This window comes from Mesorhizobium ciceri biovar biserrulae (assembly GCF_001618845.1).
Lineage (GTDB): Bacteria > Pseudomonadota > Alphaproteobacteria > Rhizobiales > Rhizobiaceae > Mesorhizobium > Mesorhizobium ciceri.
On record NZ_CP015064.1, the window covers coordinates 6,000,451 to 6,014,983 of the forward strand.

A 14,533-nucleotide genomic window follows, 5' to 3' on the forward strand; every position below is an offset into this window, starting at 1 on the left:
TCAGCCTCCGAATGCCAGCTTGAGCAGGGCGAAGATCGAGGCGACGCCGACCGCTATGGTGAAAAATGTATTGAGCGCGATCAGCGCCAGCTTCATGCCTTCGCCATGCACGTAATCCTCAATGATCACCTGCATGCCGATCCGCATATGGGTGAGACCGGAGATGAGCACCAGGGCCATCACCAGCGCCACGAACGGGTTGGCAAGGGCTGCCCGCACATGCTCGTGGTCGGCGCCGTTGAGCGCGATCAGGAAACCGACGAAGAACAGGATCAGCGGGATGTTGGCGATCGCGGTCAGGCGCTGGCGCCAGAAATGCCCGGTGCCCTCGCGGGCGGAGCCGAGGCCGCGGACCCTCGCCAGCGGCGTGCGCATGTCGGTGTTTTTGCCGCTCATGATCAAGCTCCCCGTGCCATGGTGCCGGCGATCCAGATCAGCAGCGTGAGCAGGATCGAGCCGGCCAGCGTCACCCAGGCGATCTTCGAGGCGGTATGCTTTTCCAGGCCCGCGCCCGTGTCCCAGATGAGGTGCCGTACGCCGCCCAGCATATGATGCATCAGCGCCCAGGTGTAGCCGAACAGGATGATCCGGCCGAGCCAGGTGCCGAAGGCCCAATTGGCCCAATCGAAGGTCGCCTGCGAGCTTGCCGCCGCCATCAGCCACAGGGCGACCAGCAGCGTGCCGAAATACAGCGCGCCGCCGGTGATGCGGTGAATGATCGACATCGTCATGGTGATCGGCGGCCGGTACACGGTGAGGTGCGGCGAAATCGGCCGTTCACGTCTGGCAAATTCGCGGGTGGCTGGTGATTTGCTCATGGCTCCCCCAGTTCGGCGTCTCTCTGGAGCCTCAGGTGGAAATGCGGCATTGCCGCTTCCGGTTGCGACTTCGGACAGCCGGTTTCTAATGCTCTTTTTGCACCGCGTCAAAGCCAGAAAACCGTTTCGAAAACGTAATTTAGTCTGACTAAAAGGCGGGCTTTGGCTTCAATCGATTAGGCCGGGAAGGCCTGAAGCCGGCTCGATATCGCTGCAGTGCAACATATCTGGCCCCAGGGCCCAGCGGTGGTGAGACTGGCGTCAGCGTTTGCAGGTCTGCGGCGTCGATCCCTTCTTCATCACCAGCGCCTCGCGCCCGTCGATCACGATTGCGTCATGGGTAGCCGCCTGGTAGCGGCTGCTCTGGTTGGCAGGCGACGCCGCAAACTCCTCGGTCGCGCCGTCGGACCCGACCACACGCAACGACGTGCCTAGATTTTGGATGGAAATCATACCGTTGTTGCCGCATCTATAGGTGGCCGTGCCTATGCCTGGTCGCGGCGCGGTGAGGTCGGTGATGATCTTGGTTGCAGCTGCCGGAGGCACCGCGGCTGCGACGGACTGCTGGGCCGGCGCAGGTGAGACGACGACGGTATTGGCTGCCTTCGGCGCGCTGTCTTGCGGCACACAGGCAGCGACGACACCGAGCAACGGGAAAACGGACACCCAAATCGGCCGGCGTAGCGCCATATGCTGTCCTCCCGCGCGGCAAGCGGCCACGATGCTTTGTCCAGATCACGATCGTCCCGACGCCAAGGCGGACGCCGCTGCGATGGTGCGGCCAAGCATGGCCGAATGATGGCCACCGGGTTTTCCATCCAGTCGGATATTAACGGATATTAACCATGTTTACCGAGACATCGCCGCCAAACGCGCCGGCCTCTTAACAAAGGTTAAGAAACCGTTAATTTCTGATTCGAGGAGGCTTTCCCTCAAGACACGGAGGACGCCATGCGTTCGAATTCGGGCAAATCGCGCCTTGCGGCGCTCATCGTGGCAGCCTCGGTCGTCGGCCTTGCAGCGCCAGCGCTTGCCGGCGCACGGCATCAGGATCGCGTCTACGCCGATTCCTTCGGCAACCTCGTCGTCGACAGCGCCGCCGGCTACAAGCGCATCATCGTCGGCCAAGGCAGGCTGGCCAAGCAGCTCTCCGACTACACCAGCGCCGGCCAGCCCAAGGTGATCTACGAGAACGAAGCCGACGAAATCGGCGGTTATAGCGATTGCTACCGGCCGCCGGTTCTGGTGAAGGGCCGCTCCTATATGTACGGCCTCTCCGACGGCGAGATGCCCGAACTCAGCCCCTGCCGCTAGCTTCCGTTCCGGCTGACGACCAGTTGCCGGCAGGCCCGACGGAGACGCGCACGCAATCGCGCCCGGCATTCTTCGCCTGATAGAGCGCCTGGTCGGCCCGCCGCATCAGATCGGCAAAGTCTTCGCTCGCATGGAGTTCGGCGACGCCGAAGCTCGCGGTGCAGCGGTTGTCAGCCGGCAGTCCGCCTATGGGCAGCGCGCCGAAGGCGCTGCGCGTCCCCTCGGCGAACAGCCGCGCCGCGGCAAGGTTGGTTCCCGGCAGGATGATGGCGAACTCCTCGCCGCCAATGCGGCCGGCAACGTGATGCGCGGCGGCGGCTTCACGCAGGAAGCCTGCAAAAGTCTCGATCACCCGGTCGCCGGACGCATGGCCGAAGCTGTCGTTGACGCTCTTGAAATGATCGAGATCGGCTATGACCAGCGCGACCGGCACGCCTTGCCGCAGGGCGCCAAGCACCGCCAGTTCGGCATGGCGGGTGAAGCCGCCGCGATTGAGCAGGCGCGAAAGCGTGTCCGTCTCCGACTTCGACGTCACTTCGGCAAGCACGTCGCGAACCAGGATGGCCAGCATCAGCAGCGCCAGCGCCAGCGCAAAGACAGTGCCGAGCGATTGCGACACCAGCGCGTAGTTGCTTTGCAGATAGGCTTGCGGATTGGCGCCCCAGCCGCCGAGCGCATGGGCGATGAATGGCTTGGAGGCAAACTGCAGGCCGCTCGCCGCCAGCACGGCCATCAATATGCGATCGAGACGGTCAAGCTTTTGCCTCGATGACCAGACGATGGCCAGCCCGATGAACTGCATGACCGCATAGGGAAGCTGGTAGGCCATGATGCGGATCAGCGACTGGCGGGGCAGGTCCTGTACGAAATACACAGCTATGGTGGTGGCCAACAGGAAAAACAGCATCGCCTTCCAGGGCGGCGCCACGCCGTATTTGCGGGCAAGCCCGCCATTGAACGCAATGGTGGCGGCAAGGAAGACCGCGAAGGCGGCAACGACCGGGAGCCGCGCGTCGGCAAAAGCGGGAATGGAGAATTCGATGGCCGAATAGGCCATGCCCAGCAGATAGCCAAATGCCAGCCAGCGCGCCGGCGCCCGGCCGACATCGTGGAAGGCGACCGCCATGAAGCAGGCCGCCAGCAGGCCGGCAACCGACAGATTGATCAACAGGATGAAGTTGGCGCCGCTCATGTTCTCCCGCACCCGCGCCGACAGCTAATCATCGACGGGCGAAGAAGACGTTAACGTCCTGGCCGGGCAGGATTCAGCCGGTCTTGAGCGGCTCCGGCAGGAACGCCGTTTCCGGTCGCTCATAGGACAGGCGTACACTGTCGCGGCCGTTCTTCTTGGCCTTGTAGAGCGCATCGTCGGCACGGCGCATCAGCGGCTCCAGCGCCTCGTCACCGCTGCGGGCCGCCACGCCGAAGCTTGCCGTCACCTTCGTTCCCTGGGGAAGCCCGTCGACATGGCCGGCCGAATAGACCGTGCGCACCGCTTCGGCGAACAGCCGTGCCGCGGCAAGATCGCTGAGTGGCAGCAGCACCGCGAATTCCTCGCCGCCGATACGCCCGGCAACACCGCGCGCGCCGGCCGCCGACCGAAGCTTGGCGGCGAAATCGGCAATCACGCGATCGCCCGCCCCATGCCCATGCACATCGTTGAGCGCCTTGAAATGATCGAGGTCGGCCAGCACCAGCGCGACCGGGAACCGCGCCGAGGCGCAGTGCCGCAAGAGCAGCATGCCGCGCTCCTCGAAGCCACGCCGGTTGAGCAGGCCCGACAGGGGGTCGGTAAAGGTCTCGGTCTTCAACGCCTTCAACACGTCGAGTGCCGCGGCGGAAAACAGGCACAGCGCGATAAGCAGCGACAGCAGCGCGTGCGACAGCAGCGCCGTCGTCCAGTAGGACGAGCCATAGAACCCGTCATAGCTCGTAAAGGGCCCGTGCGCGATGACGACGACAAGGGTGCGCACGAAGAAGTTGACGCCCGACAGCAGCGACAGCACGAACAGGATTTTCTCGGTCGGGCCGCTGTTGCGCACCGGGCGCAGTTCGGCGGCAACCAGAAGGCTGATACCGCCGAAAGCGAAATTCATCGCCAGGATGCGCCAGGTGAGATCCGGCGCGACGAACAGGAACCAGCAGAACGACGCCAGTCCCCCACAGGCCAGCGCGCCGATCCCCACATAGGGCACCTTGCGGCCATGGCGGTGGACGATGGCGCCGGCCAGGCAGCAGCCGGCGATGCTGAAGCAGATGTTCGACACCAGCTTGGTCAGCGGCATGCCGATCGGCAAGGTGAAATACTGAAGCAGGAAGCCCACCGCCGAGAGACTGTAGCTGAGCGCCAGCACGGCCAGATAGGGGCGGTGGCGCTGATAGGACCATAGCACGAGGAACGCCGCGCCGAGCGCCAGCGCGATCGTCGGGTTGAGCAGCGCTATGAGCAGACCCGTGTCCAAACGACTATGACTTCCCCTCGCTTACGTCGGGGAAGAGCTTAGAGGGCAAGCCCAAACAAGCGGTTAAGCCTCGCCGCAAGCAGGACCGCCATCTCAAAATAATGTCAGGGAACCGCCGTCTCCGGTCAGCGTTCCTTCGTTCACAATCTGGAGCGACCCATGGCCGACACAATCACACTGACCGACCACGATGCGATCCGCTCGTGGGCTGCCGGGCGCGCCGGCTTTCCCGCAATCGTCGACATCTCGCCCGAAGCGGGGACGCAGCCCATGTTGAGGCTGGTCTTCGGCCAGCACGCCTATCAGGATCAGGACCAGCCTGAACGGCCGCTCAATGCGGGAGGATATGAACTCGTCGAATGGGACGAATGGTTCAAGCTCTTCGAGGAACAACAGCTTGCGCTTGTGGTCGCGGCCGAACAGCCCGGACGCCGCGAGGAGTTCCACGAACTCGTCCGCCGTGACGGGAAGCGTTGACCCGAGCCGGGTGCGGCTCGGGTCCGTTCAAGTCTGGACTACTTCCACTCGCGAATGTCGACGAAGTGGCCGGCGATCGCCGCCGCGGCCGCCATCGCCGGCGACACCAGATGGGTGCGGCCCTTGAAGCCTTGCCGGCCCTCGAAATTGCGGTTCGAAGTCGAGGCGCAGCGTTCATGCGGCTTCAGCCGGTCGTCGTTCATGGCCAGGCACATCGAGCAGCCCGGCTCGCGCCAATCGAAACCGGCGGCGACAAAGATCTTGTCGAGGCCTTCGGCTTCCGCCTGTTCCTTGACCAGGCCGGAGCCCGGCACGATCATCGCATCGACATGCGGGCTGACCGTCTTGCCTTCGACCACCTTGGCGACGGCGCGCAGATCCTCGATGCGGCCATTGGTGCAGGAACCGATGAAGACGCGGTCGAGCGTGATGTCGGTGATCCTGGTGCCCGGCGTCAGACCCATATAGTCGAGCGCGCGCTGCTTGGAGGTGCGCTTGTTCTCATCGGTGATGTCGTCCGGGTTCGGCACGATGCCTTGCACCGACACGACGTCCTCGGGCGAGGAGCCCCAGGAGACGATCGGCGGCAGCTTGGCCGCGTCGAGCACGATCACCTTGTCGAAATGCGCGCCCTCGTCGGACTGTAGCGTCTTCCAGTATTCGAGTGCCGCATCCCAGGCCGCGCCCTTCGGCGCGCGCGGCTTGTCCTTCACATAGGCGAAGGTCGTCTCGTCCGCGGCGATCAGGCCGGCGCGCGCGCCGCCTTCGATCGACATGTTGCAGATCGTCATGCGGCCCTCCATCGACAGCGCACGGATCGCCTCGCCGGCATATTCGATGACATAGCCGGTGCCACCGGCAGTGCCGATCTCGCCGATGATGGCCAGGATGATGTCCTTGGCGGTGACACCTTCCGGCAATTGGCCGTCGACACGCACCAGCATGTTCTTGGCCTTGCGCTGGATCAGCGTCTGCGTCGCCAGAACATGCTCGACCTCGGATGTGCCGATGCCATGCGCCAGCGCGCCGAAAGCGCCGTGCGTCGAGGTGTGGCTGTCGCCGCAGACGATGGTCATGCCGGGCAGTGTAAAGCCCTGCTCCGGACCGATGATGTGGACGATGCCCTGGCGGATATCGTTCTCGGAATAATATTCGACGCCGAAATCCCTGGCGTTCTTGGCCAGCGCCTCGACCTGGATGCGGCTTTCCTCGTTCTTGATGCCGAACTTGCGCTCGGGCGAAGTCGAGACATTGTGATCGACCACGGCCAGCGTCTTTTCCGGATGCCGGACTTTACGGCCGGTCATGCGCAGGCCTTCGAAGGCCTGCGGGCTGGTCACTTCATGGACCAGGTGGCGGTCGATGTAGAGCAGGCAGGTGCCGTCGTCCTGGCGATCGACGACATGGTCGTCGAAAATCTTGTCGTAGAGGGTGCGCGGTGCGCTCATGTGCGTAAATCCGTCGATATGAGAATGGGAAAGAGCAGGTGCCGGACCTCCGGCCCGGCGAAACGACCCCGATGGGTCGGCCTAGGGTAGTCGGCTGGTCAGCGCCCCGGACACGCGCGCGGAGAAGCGCGACGGCAGGCGTTTTCTGTCCTGCAGCACGAACCCCTTGTAGGCCGGATCGCCAAAAAGCTCTTCCATGGCGTGGCTCATATCAATGTTTTGGGTTTTCGGCAATTGGAAGCTGCCTTCGCAGAACTCGGGTTCCTCGTCCTCACTTCCAGAGGAAGGGAGCCAAGATCGGAGAACGCGCCGCTCAGATCACTTCAAACACAAAAGTCTTCACCAGCGCATCCGGCTCGGCGATCGCATAGCAGCGGAACCACGGGCTTTCCTCGACCGGCCGCCATTTCCCAGTCTGCTCCAGCTCATCGAACACCGCCTGGAAGCCGCCGCTCTCGAACACCCGGTCGCGCACGGTGAAGATCGCATGGCCGCCCTTGCGGGTGATGCGCACCAGTTCGTGCAGGCCTGTTGCCGGCGCATGGCTGATGGTGAACACGCCTGTCGAGAAGAAGGCGCGGAAATACCCGTCCGGCCACGGCAGCGGACCGCCCAGCATTGCCTGCTTCAGTTCGCTGTAGGCATTGCGGCTGCCGGCGATCTTCAGCATATCGTCCGAGAGGTCGAGCCCCGCAATGTCGCGGTAGCCGAGCGCATTCAGCGACGGTCCCGACAGGCCGGTGCCGCAGCCGGCATCGAGCAAGGGGCCATCGCCCGCCGGCACATGGCGCGCCACCCAGGCGGTGATCAGGAAAGGCAGGAGGTAGCCGAGCGAGGCGGTCTCGCTGTCATAGGTCGCGGCCCATGCGGCATAGGCCTCTTCAAGCGCTTCCGGCGTGTCGGCCGTATAGACGGAATCCAGCGCCGCATTGGCTTTGTCGACGATCATGGGACCTCCTCAACGGGAATGCTCGGGGATCGTAGCGCTGCCTTGGCCGAAAAACTATTCCTCGTGCTGGCGGCGCAGCCGCCGTTCCAGCGCCCTGAGCGCCAGCGACAGGCCGACGGTCAGGATGAGGTAGATGTAGGCTGTTATCGAATAGGTCTCGAAGAAGCGAAAGGAGCCGGCGGCGTAGACCTTGCCCATCTGCGTGATGTCGGCAACGCCGAGCACCGAGACCAGCGAGGAATCCTTGACCAGGGCGACGAAATCATTGCCGAGGGGCGGCAGGATGGTGCGGATCGCCTGTGGAAACACGATGAGCCGGAAACGCTGCGCGCGGGTCAGCCCGAGCGCCTTCGCCGCTTCGATCTGGCCCTTCTCCACCGCCTGGATGCCGGCCCGGAAAACCTCCGAGATGAAAGCCGAATAGCCGATGGTCAGCGCCATGATGGCGCGCCACAACAGCGACACGTCGCGCACCAAAAGCTCGCCGAACAGGCCGGCGCTTTGCAGCGGCGCGGTCAGCGCGTTCCAGGCCGCGACGAAGGCCGGCGCGCCGGCAAAGGCGATCCAGAACAACAGCACCAGGATCGGCACGCCGCGGATGATCTCGACATAGAAGCGCGCGATCTGGCGCAGCCAGCGCGAACCCGACATTCCCATCAGCGCGATGCCGAGCCCAATGGCCGACGCCAGCACAAAGGCAATCACTGTGACGAAGATGGTGACGCCGATACCCTTGGCGACCGTGGCGAACACCTGGGCATAGAGATTGCTGGTGGCGACGAAGACGGCCACCGCGATCGCGAGAGTTACGGCCACGACAAGCCACCAGGGGAAGTCGGCTTTGGAGGAAGAGGCGGGAGGCATCAAAAGGATTGCGCCAAGGCACCCCCCTTTGGCCTGCCGGCAATCTCCCCCTCAAGGGGGGAGATTGGCAGCTTCGTCGACGGCACTCTTTTTACAACTTTGGTGATTGGCGAAAGCGGAAAAAACAGCCAATCTCCCCCCTTGAGGGGGAGATTGGCGGCAGGGCAGAGGGGGGCGTTCAAGCGCGAAGTCGGCGCGAAATCACTGCCCCATCTTGTAATCAAGAAACCACTTCTTGTTCAGCGCATCGAACGTCCCGTCCGCCTTCAACGCCGCAATCGCCGCATTGACCGGCTTCACCAGGTCGGAACCCTTCGGGAAGATGAAGCCGAAATCCTCGGTGCCGAGCGGTCCGCCGATCAGCTTCAGTTTGCCCTCGGAGGCGTCGACATAGCCCTTGCCGGCGGTGCCGTCGGTCAAGACGACGTCAACGTCGCCGGATTTCAGTGCCTGCACCGTGGCGCCGAAGGTCTCGAACAGCTTGATGCGCGGGTTCTGCTCATTGCCGTCGAGCACGCTGTAGACGGCGGTGTAGAAGGGCGTGGTACCGGCCTGCGCGCCGATCAGCCCATCCTTGAAGGCGCCGAAGGTCTTGGCGTCGGTGAAACGGCTTTCATCGCCGCGCACGAGCATGAACTGTTCCGAGCGCATATAGGGGTCGGAGAAATCGACCTTCTCCTTGCGGTCGTCCTTGATGGTGATGCCGGTCATGCCGATGTTGTACTGGTTGTCGGAAACCGCCTGGATCATCGCGTCCCAGGATGTGTTCTGGTACTCGACGGCGAAATTCAGCCGCTTGGCGATCTCGTTCATCGCATCATATTCCCAGCCGATCTGCTTGCCGGTCTTGGCATCGATGAACTGCAGCGGCGGATAGGCGTTTTCGGTCACAACCACCACCTTTTTGCCGCCGAGGTCGGGCAGCGCCTGCGCAAAGGCGGCAACGGGTACCAGGACGAGGGCAAGCAGGCCTGCCAGCAGCAGTTTCGATTTGGTCATGACACACTCCCCGGAAATTGACGGACCCGGGCACGGCCGGGCTTGCAGGAAAATCCGGCGCCGACTTTAGCTTTCCGCAAGCGTCATGCAAGACGGTCCGCTGCGTCAGCGCGCGCGAAAAGGGATTCCAGTGCCTTCATTTCCGGGATTCAGGAATGAACGGTGTCGCGGCAGCGATCAGCTCCGCTTCACGATGCCGGCATCCGCCTTGCGCAAGCCGGAGACGAACCGCGTCAGCGTGCGGTGCAGGGATTTCAACTCGTCGGCATCCAGCGGCAGGTTGCAAAGCATAGCCGCCGGCACGCTTTTGGCCTGCTCACGCAACGCTTGGCCCTTCGCTGTCGGCTCGACCAGAACCCGGCGCTCGTCGGCGGGGTCGCGCCGCCGTGTGACCAGGCCACCGGCCTCCAGCCGCTTGAGCAGCGGCGTCAGCGTCGCCGAATCCAGCCCGAGCGCTTCGCCAAGCTCGCCGACCGTGCTTGGAGCCCGTTCCCAGAGCGCCAACATGGCCAGATATTGCGGATAGGTCAGGCCGAGCGGATCGAGCAGCGGGCGGTAGAGCTTCGTCATCAGCCCGCTTGCCGAATAGAGCGCGAAGCAGAGCTGTTGGTCGAGCCGCGGAACGTGAAACGTCCCGGTGGCCTCCACCGGGACGTCCCTGGTGCTCTTTGTCGTCTTTTCCGTCATGCCGCCTTTACCGAAAGCGCTACGTCGACATTGCCCCTGATGGCGTTGGAATAGGGGCAGATCTTGTGCGCCTCCGATACAAGCGCTTCCGCCGCCGCCTGATCAAGGCCTTTCGTTTCCGCCGCGAGCGCGACGCCGAGCTTAAAGCCTTCGCCATCGGGAAGCAGGCTGACGGTGGAGGTTACCCCGGCATCCGTCAGCGACAGCTTCTGTTTGCGCGCGACAAAGCGGATGGCGCTTTCGAAGCAGGCGGCATAGCCGATAGCGAACAGTTGCTCGGGATTGGTGGCGCCCCCCGGCCCGCCGAGTTCCTTGGACATTGCCAGATCGACCTTGAGCAGACCGTCGCTGGTCTCGCCATGGCCGGCGCGGCCGCCGGTGACGTGAGCCTGTGTGGTGTAGAGTGCCATATCAAATCTCCAATTACTTTGTGCGCGATTATTTAGTGCACAAAGTAATGCGCCGTCAACAGCCGGATCCTGTGTCTGGCGCTGAAAGCGTTCACAGTCTGGTGAAACGAAAAAAGGCGGCCGAAGCCGCCTTTTTGAATGGGATTTCCGAAAACCTTATTCGGCAGGGGTCGCTTCTGCGGCGGCCTTGGCTGCTGCTTCGGCCTCGGCGGCGGCCTTCTTCTCGGCGGCGTCCTGGGCGGCCTTCTCGACGGCCAGGGCCTCGGCTGCTGCCACCTTCTCGGCCTCGATGCGGGCCTTCTCGGCGTTCAGCGCATCGCGCTCCTCATCGTTCAGCTTGCGGGCGCGCACGCCGGTGTTTTCAGAAATACGGGCCGATTTGCCGCGACGATCGCGCAGGTAGTAAAGCTTGGCGCGACGCACCTTGCCGCGGCGAACGATCTCGACGCCTTCAACCATCGGCGAGTAGACCGGGAACACGCGCTCGACGCCTTCGCCGTAGGAAATCTTGCGAACCGTGAAGTTCTCCTGGAAGCCGGCGCCGGCGCGGGCGATGACGACGCCCTCATAGGCCTGGACGCGGGTGCGGGTGCCTTCGGTCACGCGGACCTGGACGCGCACGGTGTCGCCGGGCTGGAATTCGGGAAGCTTGCGCTTGGCTTCGATCTTGGCGGCCTGTTCGGCCTCGAGCTGACGGAGAATATCCATCTCAAAAGTCCACTTCTTGTTCTTCCGACAGTCAGAGCGTCCGACACTCGCCTTGCAGTTCCATTGACCGCTTGGCTATGCCTTTTGTCTCCAAGACATTTGTCTTTGAAACATCAGGCAGGGGCGACTACACCGTCATTGTTGACGGGTCCGGCAGATTCTTTCTGGCCGGTACGGGCGGGCACATACAGCTATTTCGCCGCTTTGTCACGCCTTGGGCGCGCATTTTCTGCTCGCATGGCACCATCGTAATCCTGCCGTGCCGGGTTGCGCCGGTCGTTCAGGCTTTCTAAAGCCTGAAACAACACAGTTTTGAGCGGCCGCAATTCATGTCTGTCTTCGATGCCATCCTGCTGTTTCTAGCGGGCTTTCTGTCAGGCGCCGCCAATGCGGTCGCCGGTGGCGGCACCTTCATCACCTTCGGCGCCATGACGTTGGTCGGCCTGCCGCCGATTGTTGCCAACGCCACCTCCTCGGTGACGCAATTTCCAGGCTACATCACCTCGACCCTCGCCTACTCGGCCGATATCAGGCACTTCTGGCGCGGCGCGCTGCTGCTGTGCCTGATCTCGGCCGTGGGTGCACTGGCCGGCGCTCTGATCCTTTTGGCGCTCGACAATCCCTCGTTTCGCGCTCTGGTGCCGTGGCTGCTGCTAGCCGCGACGGCCCTGTTCGCCGCCGGCCCCTGGCTGAAACCAGTGCCAAAGCCCGGCCATGAAGCGGCGGTGGGCTCGCTGGCCGGCTCGCTCGCACAATTTCTCACCGCCATCTATGGCGGCTTCTTCGGCGCCGGCATGGGCGTGATGATGCTGGCGACGCTCGGCCTCACCCAGGCCGGCGACTATCACCGGCTGAACGCGTTGAAGAACATGCTGGCCATGGTCATCGCCGCTGTCGCGATCGTCGTCTTCGTCTCGGGCGGCGTCGTCGCCTGGCCGCAGGCGATCATCATGATCCCGGGCGGCGCGCTCGGCGGCTATGCCGGCGTCTGGATCGCCAAGCGGGTGCCGCAAAACGCGGTGCGCGGCTTCGTCGTCGCCGTCGGCCTGTTTTTGGCCTTCTATTATTTTGCCAAGGGCTGAGCAGCGGCAAGCAGGTCCGGACGCCTCTCGGCTGTCAGTCTTTCTGACTCCGCCCGCCGCCAGGCGGCGATCTTCTTGTGATTGCCGGAAATCAGGACCTCGGGAATGTCACGGCCTTCGAACTCCTGCGGCCGCGTATAGTGCGGATGTTCGAGCAGGCCGTTTTCAAAACTCTCTTCCTCGCCCGACATCGCGTTGCCCATGACCCCGGGCAGCAGCCGCACCACCGCGTCGAGCAGCACAAGGGCGGCCGGCTCACCACCCGAGAGAATGAAATCGCCGATGGAGACTTCCTCCAATTCCCGCGCGTCGATCACCCGCTGGTCGACGCCTTCGAAGCGGCCGCACAGGATGACGGCGCCCGGCCCAGCGGCCAGCTCGCGCACACGCGCCTGGGTCAGCGGCTTGCCGCGCGGGCTCATCAGCAGCCGGGGCCGCGCATCGCCTTCCGGCGAAGCATGGTCGATGGCTTTCGCCAGCACGTCGGCGCGCATCACCATGCCGGCGCCGCCGCCGGCGGGCGTGTCGTCGACGGTGCGGTGGCGGTCGGTGGCGAAGTCGCGGATCTGGATCGTCTCCAGCGACCACGTCCCGGCCTCGAGCGCCCGGCCGGCCAACGACAGGCCGAGCGCGCCGGGAAACATCTCGGGGTAAAGCGTCAGCACCGAAGCGGAAAAACTCACCGGTTGCCCCCGGCATCGCTCGGTCCGCGCGGCCTGCCCTTCGGATCGAAGTCTTCCTCACGCGGACCACCGCCATCCTCGTCATCGACCAGCCCGGCCGCCGCCGGATCGACGCGGACGAAACCTTCGGCGATCGACACTTGCGGTACGGCAGCCTGTGTGAACGGGATCAGCACGCCCTTGCGCCCGCCCAGCGTCACGTCGAGAATGTCGCCGCCGCCGAAATTGTGCACCGCGACCACCTTGCCAAGCACGGCACCCGTGTCGTCGCGGACTTCGAGGCCGACGAGGTCGGCATGGTAGAATTCGTCTTCCTCGCCATCGTCCGGCAGCATCGAACGGTCGACGAACAGCTCCGTGCCGGCCAGCGCCTCGGCCGCATTGCGGTCGGCAATGCCCTTGAAACGGACCACGACGACGGTGTTGGCGGGCCTGATGTCGACGATCTGGAAGGCGCGCCCGTCCCTGGCGTAGAGCGGCCCGTAGTCGGCCAGCGCCAGCGGCTCGCCGGTGAAGGTCTTCACCCGCAATTCGCCCTTGATGCCATGGGCGGCGCCGATCACGGCCATCTGGACAGGGTTCTGGGGCTTGCTCATGGCGAAATATCCTTTGGCCTGCTCTAGCCCCACGCGGCTATCATTTCAATGACGGGCTATTCACCGCTTCCTAACCCGAATATCCGAAAATGCCGCCATGCAGGAATTCCTCATCCCGGCCAAACCCGATCTCCAGGCGGCGCGCGAAAGCTGGCTAAAGATGCTGGCGCGAGAACGTCGGCTGTCGCCCGAGACGGTGGAAGCCTATGAGCGCGACACGCGTCAGTTCCTGCATTTCCTCACCGGCCATTGCGGCGGCTCGCCCGGCATTTCGGACATCGCCGATCTGCGCCCGGCGGATTTGCGCGGCTTCCTTGCCGCCCGCCGCAATGGCGGCGCCGGCGCCCGCACGCTGGGCCGGGGTCTCGCCGGCATCCGCTCGCTGCTGCGTTTCCTCGAGCGGCGCGGCCTCGCCAATGCGGCCGGTGCGGCGGCACTGCGCGCGCCGCGCCAGCCCAAATCGCTGCCCAAGCCGCTGACAGCGAGCGATGCCAAGCATATCGTTTCCATCGAAGGCCAACTGGCGGAGGAACCCTGGATCGCAGCCCGCAACGCCGCCGTGCTGACGCTGCTCTACGGCTCTGGCCTGCGCATTTCCGAGGCGCTCGGCCTGGCCGGCGCCGATCTGGCGTCGGCGGCCGACACGGTGCTGCGCGTTGCCGGCAAGGGCGGCAAGACGCGCCTGGTGCCGGTGCTGCCGGTGGCGCTCAGGGCAATCGCCGAATATCGCCGGCTCTGCCCCTACCATCTCGACCCCAAGGGCCTGTTGTTTCGCGGCGCCCGCGGCGGCCCGCTCAACCCGGCCATCGTCCAGCGCGACATGGCCAAGCTGCGCTCGGCGCTCAACCTGCCCGATACCGCGACGCCGCATGCGCTGCGCCATTCCTTCGCCACGCATCTGCTCGGCCGCGGCGGTGATTTGCGCACCATCCAGGAACTGCTCGGCCACGCCAGCCTGTCGACGACGCAAATATACACCGGCGTCGACACCGCGAGGCTGCTCGAGATTTATGAGCAGGCGCATCCCAGGGCGTGA

General features: G+C 64.2%; 18 protein-coding genes. 4 read left to right on the forward strand and 14 right to left on the reverse strand.

Features of this window, described 5'->3' with window-relative positions; translation table 11 throughout:
* The 3 genes from sdhD to A4R29_RS28370 all read right to left on the reverse strand — a co-directional run bounded on the left by sdhD (nucleotide 1) and on the right by A4R29_RS28370 (nucleotide 1,508).
* On the reverse strand, nucleotides 1-396 hold the full coding sequence (sdhD, locus tag A4R29_RS28360; protein ID WP_013528875.1) for a succinate dehydrogenase, hydrophobic membrane anchor protein: 396 nt from the start codon (nucleotides 394-396) through the stop codon (nucleotides 1-3).
* A gap of 2 nt (nucleotides 397-398) precedes the next feature.
* Nucleotides 399-818, reverse strand: coding sequence for a succinate dehydrogenase, cytochrome b556 subunit (sdhC, locus tag A4R29_RS28365; RefSeq protein WP_063173351.1), 420 nt, complete (start codon nucleotides 816-818; stop codon nucleotides 399-401).
* 261 nt (nucleotides 819-1,079) lie between these two features.
* Nucleotides 1,080-1,508 carry a hypothetical protein gene (locus A4R29_RS28370; RefSeq protein WP_063173352.1) on the reverse strand — a complete coding sequence of 143 codons (429 nt, stop codon included), beginning with the start codon at nucleotides 1,506-1,508 and terminating at the stop codon, nucleotides 1,080-1,082.
* A gap of 261 nt (nucleotides 1,509-1,769) precedes the next feature.
* On the opposite strand from A4R29_RS28370, the gene A4R29_RS28375 reads away from it, so the two are divergent.
* Nucleotides 1,770-2,132 carry a hypothetical protein gene (locus A4R29_RS28375; protein ID WP_063173353.1) on the forward strand — a complete coding sequence of 121 codons (363 nt, stop codon included), beginning with the start codon at nucleotides 1,770-1,772 and terminating at the stop codon, nucleotides 2,130-2,132.
* Here the strand turns inward: A4R29_RS28375 and A4R29_RS28380 are convergent.
* Both A4R29_RS28380 and A4R29_RS28385 read right to left on the reverse strand, forming a co-directional pair.
* Nucleotides 2,116-3,324: a GGDEF domain-containing protein gene (locus tag A4R29_RS28380; RefSeq protein WP_063173354.1), complete on the reverse strand. Its 1,209-nt coding sequence runs from the start codon at nucleotides 3,322-3,324 to the stop codon at nucleotides 2,116-2,118. The two genes, A4R29_RS28375 and A4R29_RS28380, sit on opposite strands and share 17 nt — an antisense overlap.
* A 73-nt stretch (nucleotides 3,325-3,397) precedes the next feature.
* Nucleotides 3,398-4,594 (reverse strand): GGDEF domain-containing protein, encoded by a 1,197-nt coding sequence (locus A4R29_RS28385; RefSeq protein ID WP_063173355.1) that lies wholly within the window; start codon nucleotides 4,592-4,594, stop codon nucleotides 3,398-3,400.
* Between the two features lie 159 nt (nucleotides 4,595-4,753).
* Here A4R29_RS28385 and A4R29_RS28390 point away from each other — a divergent pair, with 159 nt between their 5' ends.
* Complete coding sequence (locus A4R29_RS28390) at nucleotides 4,754-5,071, forward strand: hypothetical protein (RefSeq protein ID WP_013528869.1); 318 nt, start codon at nucleotides 4,754-4,756, stop codon at nucleotides 5,069-5,071.
* 38 nt (nucleotides 5,072-5,109) lie between these two features.
* Here the strand turns inward: A4R29_RS28390 and leuC are convergent, their stop codons facing one another.
* From leuC to rplS, 7 genes are all read right to left on the reverse strand, one after another.
* The gene (gene leuC / locus A4R29_RS28395; RefSeq protein WP_027163297.1) at nucleotides 5,110-6,519 is read right to left on the reverse strand and encodes a 3-isopropylmalate dehydratase large subunit; all 1,410 of its coding nucleotides are present in this window, start codon (nucleotides 6,517-6,519) and stop codon (nucleotides 5,110-5,112) included.
* 313 nt (nucleotides 6,520-6,832) lie between these two features.
* On the reverse strand, nucleotides 6,833-7,468 hold the full coding sequence (locus A4R29_RS28400; protein ID WP_063173356.1) for a class I SAM-dependent DNA methyltransferase: 636 nt from the start codon (nucleotides 7,466-7,468) through the stop codon (nucleotides 6,833-6,835).
* Between the two features lie 54 nt (nucleotides 7,469-7,522).
* Entirely contained in the window at nucleotides 7,523-8,332 is an 810-nt protein-coding gene (locus tag A4R29_RS28405; protein WP_063173357.1) for an amino acid ABC transporter permease, read from the reverse strand.
* 201 nt (nucleotides 8,333-8,533) lie between these two features.
* Nucleotides 8,534-9,331: a transporter substrate-binding domain-containing protein gene (locus A4R29_RS28410; protein ID WP_013528864.1), complete on the reverse strand. Its 798-nt coding sequence runs from the start codon at nucleotides 9,329-9,331 to the stop codon at nucleotides 8,534-8,536.
* A 177-nt stretch (nucleotides 9,332-9,508) separates the two neighbouring features.
* Nucleotides 9,509-10,018 (reverse strand): MarR family winged helix-turn-helix transcriptional regulator, encoded by a 510-nt coding sequence (locus tag A4R29_RS28415; RefSeq protein WP_063173358.1) that lies wholly within the window; start codon nucleotides 10,016-10,018, stop codon nucleotides 9,509-9,511.
* Entirely contained in the window at nucleotides 10,015-10,428 is a 414-nt protein-coding gene (locus A4R29_RS28420; RefSeq protein WP_063173359.1) for an organic hydroperoxide resistance protein, read from the reverse strand. The genes A4R29_RS28415 and A4R29_RS28420 overlap by 4 nt, the downstream gene beginning before the upstream one ends.
* Nucleotides 10,429-10,584: 156 nt before the next feature.
* Complete coding sequence (rplS, locus tag A4R29_RS28425; protein ID WP_013528861.1) at nucleotides 10,585-11,136, reverse strand: 50S ribosomal protein L19; 552 nt, start codon at nucleotides 11,134-11,136, stop codon at nucleotides 10,585-10,587.
* Nucleotides 11,137-11,465: 329 nt separating this feature from the next.
* Here rplS and A4R29_RS28435 point away from each other — a divergent pair, with 329 nt between their 5' ends.
* On the forward strand, nucleotides 11,466-12,218 hold the full coding sequence (locus A4R29_RS28435; protein ID WP_027163293.1) for a sulfite exporter TauE/SafE family protein: 753 nt from the start codon (nucleotides 11,466-11,468) through the stop codon (nucleotides 12,216-12,218).
* On the opposite strand, the gene trmD is transcribed toward A4R29_RS28435, so the two are convergent.
* Entirely contained in the window at nucleotides 12,200-12,901 is a 702-nt protein-coding gene (trmD, locus tag A4R29_RS28440) for a tRNA (guanosine(37)-N1)-methyltransferase TrmD (protein ID WP_063173360.1), read from the reverse strand. The genes A4R29_RS28435 and trmD overlap by 19 nt on opposite strands.
* The gene (gene rimM, locus A4R29_RS28445) at nucleotides 12,898-13,497 is read right to left on the reverse strand and encodes a ribosome maturation factor RimM (protein WP_024504980.1); all 600 of its coding nucleotides are present in this window, start codon (nucleotides 13,495-13,497) and stop codon (nucleotides 12,898-12,900) included. Before rimM ends, trmD begins: the two co-directional genes overlap by 4 nt.
* A 97-nt stretch (nucleotides 13,498-13,594) precedes the next feature.
* Here rimM and A4R29_RS28450 point away from each other — a divergent pair, with 97 nt between their 5' ends.
* Nucleotides 13,595-14,533, forward strand: a complete 939-nt coding sequence (locus A4R29_RS28450) for a tyrosine recombinase XerC (RefSeq protein WP_013528857.1) — start codon at nucleotides 13,595-13,597, stop codon at nucleotides 14,531-14,533.

Coding starts and splice junctions, on each gene's coding strand:
- sdhD (WP_013528875.1), bottom strand. CDS start 396: ATGAGCGGCAAAAACACCGACATGCGCACGCCGCTGGCGAGGGTCCGC.
- sdhC (WP_063173351.1), bottom strand. CDS start 818: ATGAGCAAATCACCAGCCACCCGCGAATTTGCCAGACGTGAACGGCCG.
- A4R29_RS28370 (WP_063173352.1), bottom strand. CDS start 1,508: ATGGCGCTACGCCGGCCGATTTGGGTGTCCGTTTTCCCGTTGCTCGGT.
- A4R29_RS28375 (WP_063173353.1), top strand. CDS start 1,770: ATGCGTTCGAATTCGGGCAAATCGCGCCTTGCGGCGCTCATCGTGGCA.
- A4R29_RS28380 (WP_063173354.1), bottom strand. CDS start 3,324: ATGAGCGGCGCCAACTTCATCCTGTTGATCAATCTGTCGGTTGCCGGC.
- A4R29_RS28390 (WP_013528869.1), top strand. CDS start 4,754: ATGGCCGACACAATCACACTGACCGACCACGATGCGATCCGCTCGTGG.
- leuC (WP_027163297.1), bottom strand. CDS start 6,519: ATGAGCGCACCGCGCACCCTCTACGACAAGATTTTCGACGACCATGTC.
- A4R29_RS28400 (WP_063173356.1), bottom strand. CDS start 7,468: ATGATCGTCGACAAAGCCAATGCGGCGCTGGATTCCGTCTATACGGCC.
- A4R29_RS28405 (WP_063173357.1), bottom strand. CDS start 8,332: ATGCCTCCCGCCTCTTCCTCCAAAGCCGACTTCCCCTGGTGGCTTGTC.
- A4R29_RS28410 (WP_013528864.1), bottom strand. CDS start 9,331: ATGACCAAATCGAAACTGCTGCTGGCAGGCCTGCTTGCCCTCGTCCTG.
- A4R29_RS28415 (WP_063173358.1), bottom strand. CDS start 10,018: ATGACGGAAAAGACGACAAAGAGCACCAGGGACGTCCCGGTGGAGGCC.
- A4R29_RS28420 (WP_063173359.1), bottom strand. CDS start 10,428: ATGGCACTCTACACCACACAGGCTCACGTCACCGGCGGCCGCGCCGGC.
- rplS (WP_013528861.1), bottom strand. CDS start 11,136: ATGGATATTCTCCGTCAGCTCGAGGCCGAACAGGCCGCCAAGATCGAA.
- A4R29_RS28435 (WP_027163293.1), top strand. CDS start 11,466: ATGTCTGTCTTCGATGCCATCCTGCTGTTTCTAGCGGGCTTTCTGTCA.
- rimM (WP_024504980.1), bottom strand. CDS start 13,497: ATGAGCAAGCCCCAGAACCCTGTCCAGATGGCCGTGATCGGCGCCGCC.
- A4R29_RS28450 (WP_013528857.1), top strand. CDS start 13,595: ATGCAGGAATTCCTCATCCCGGCCAAACCCGATCTCCAGGCGGCGCGC.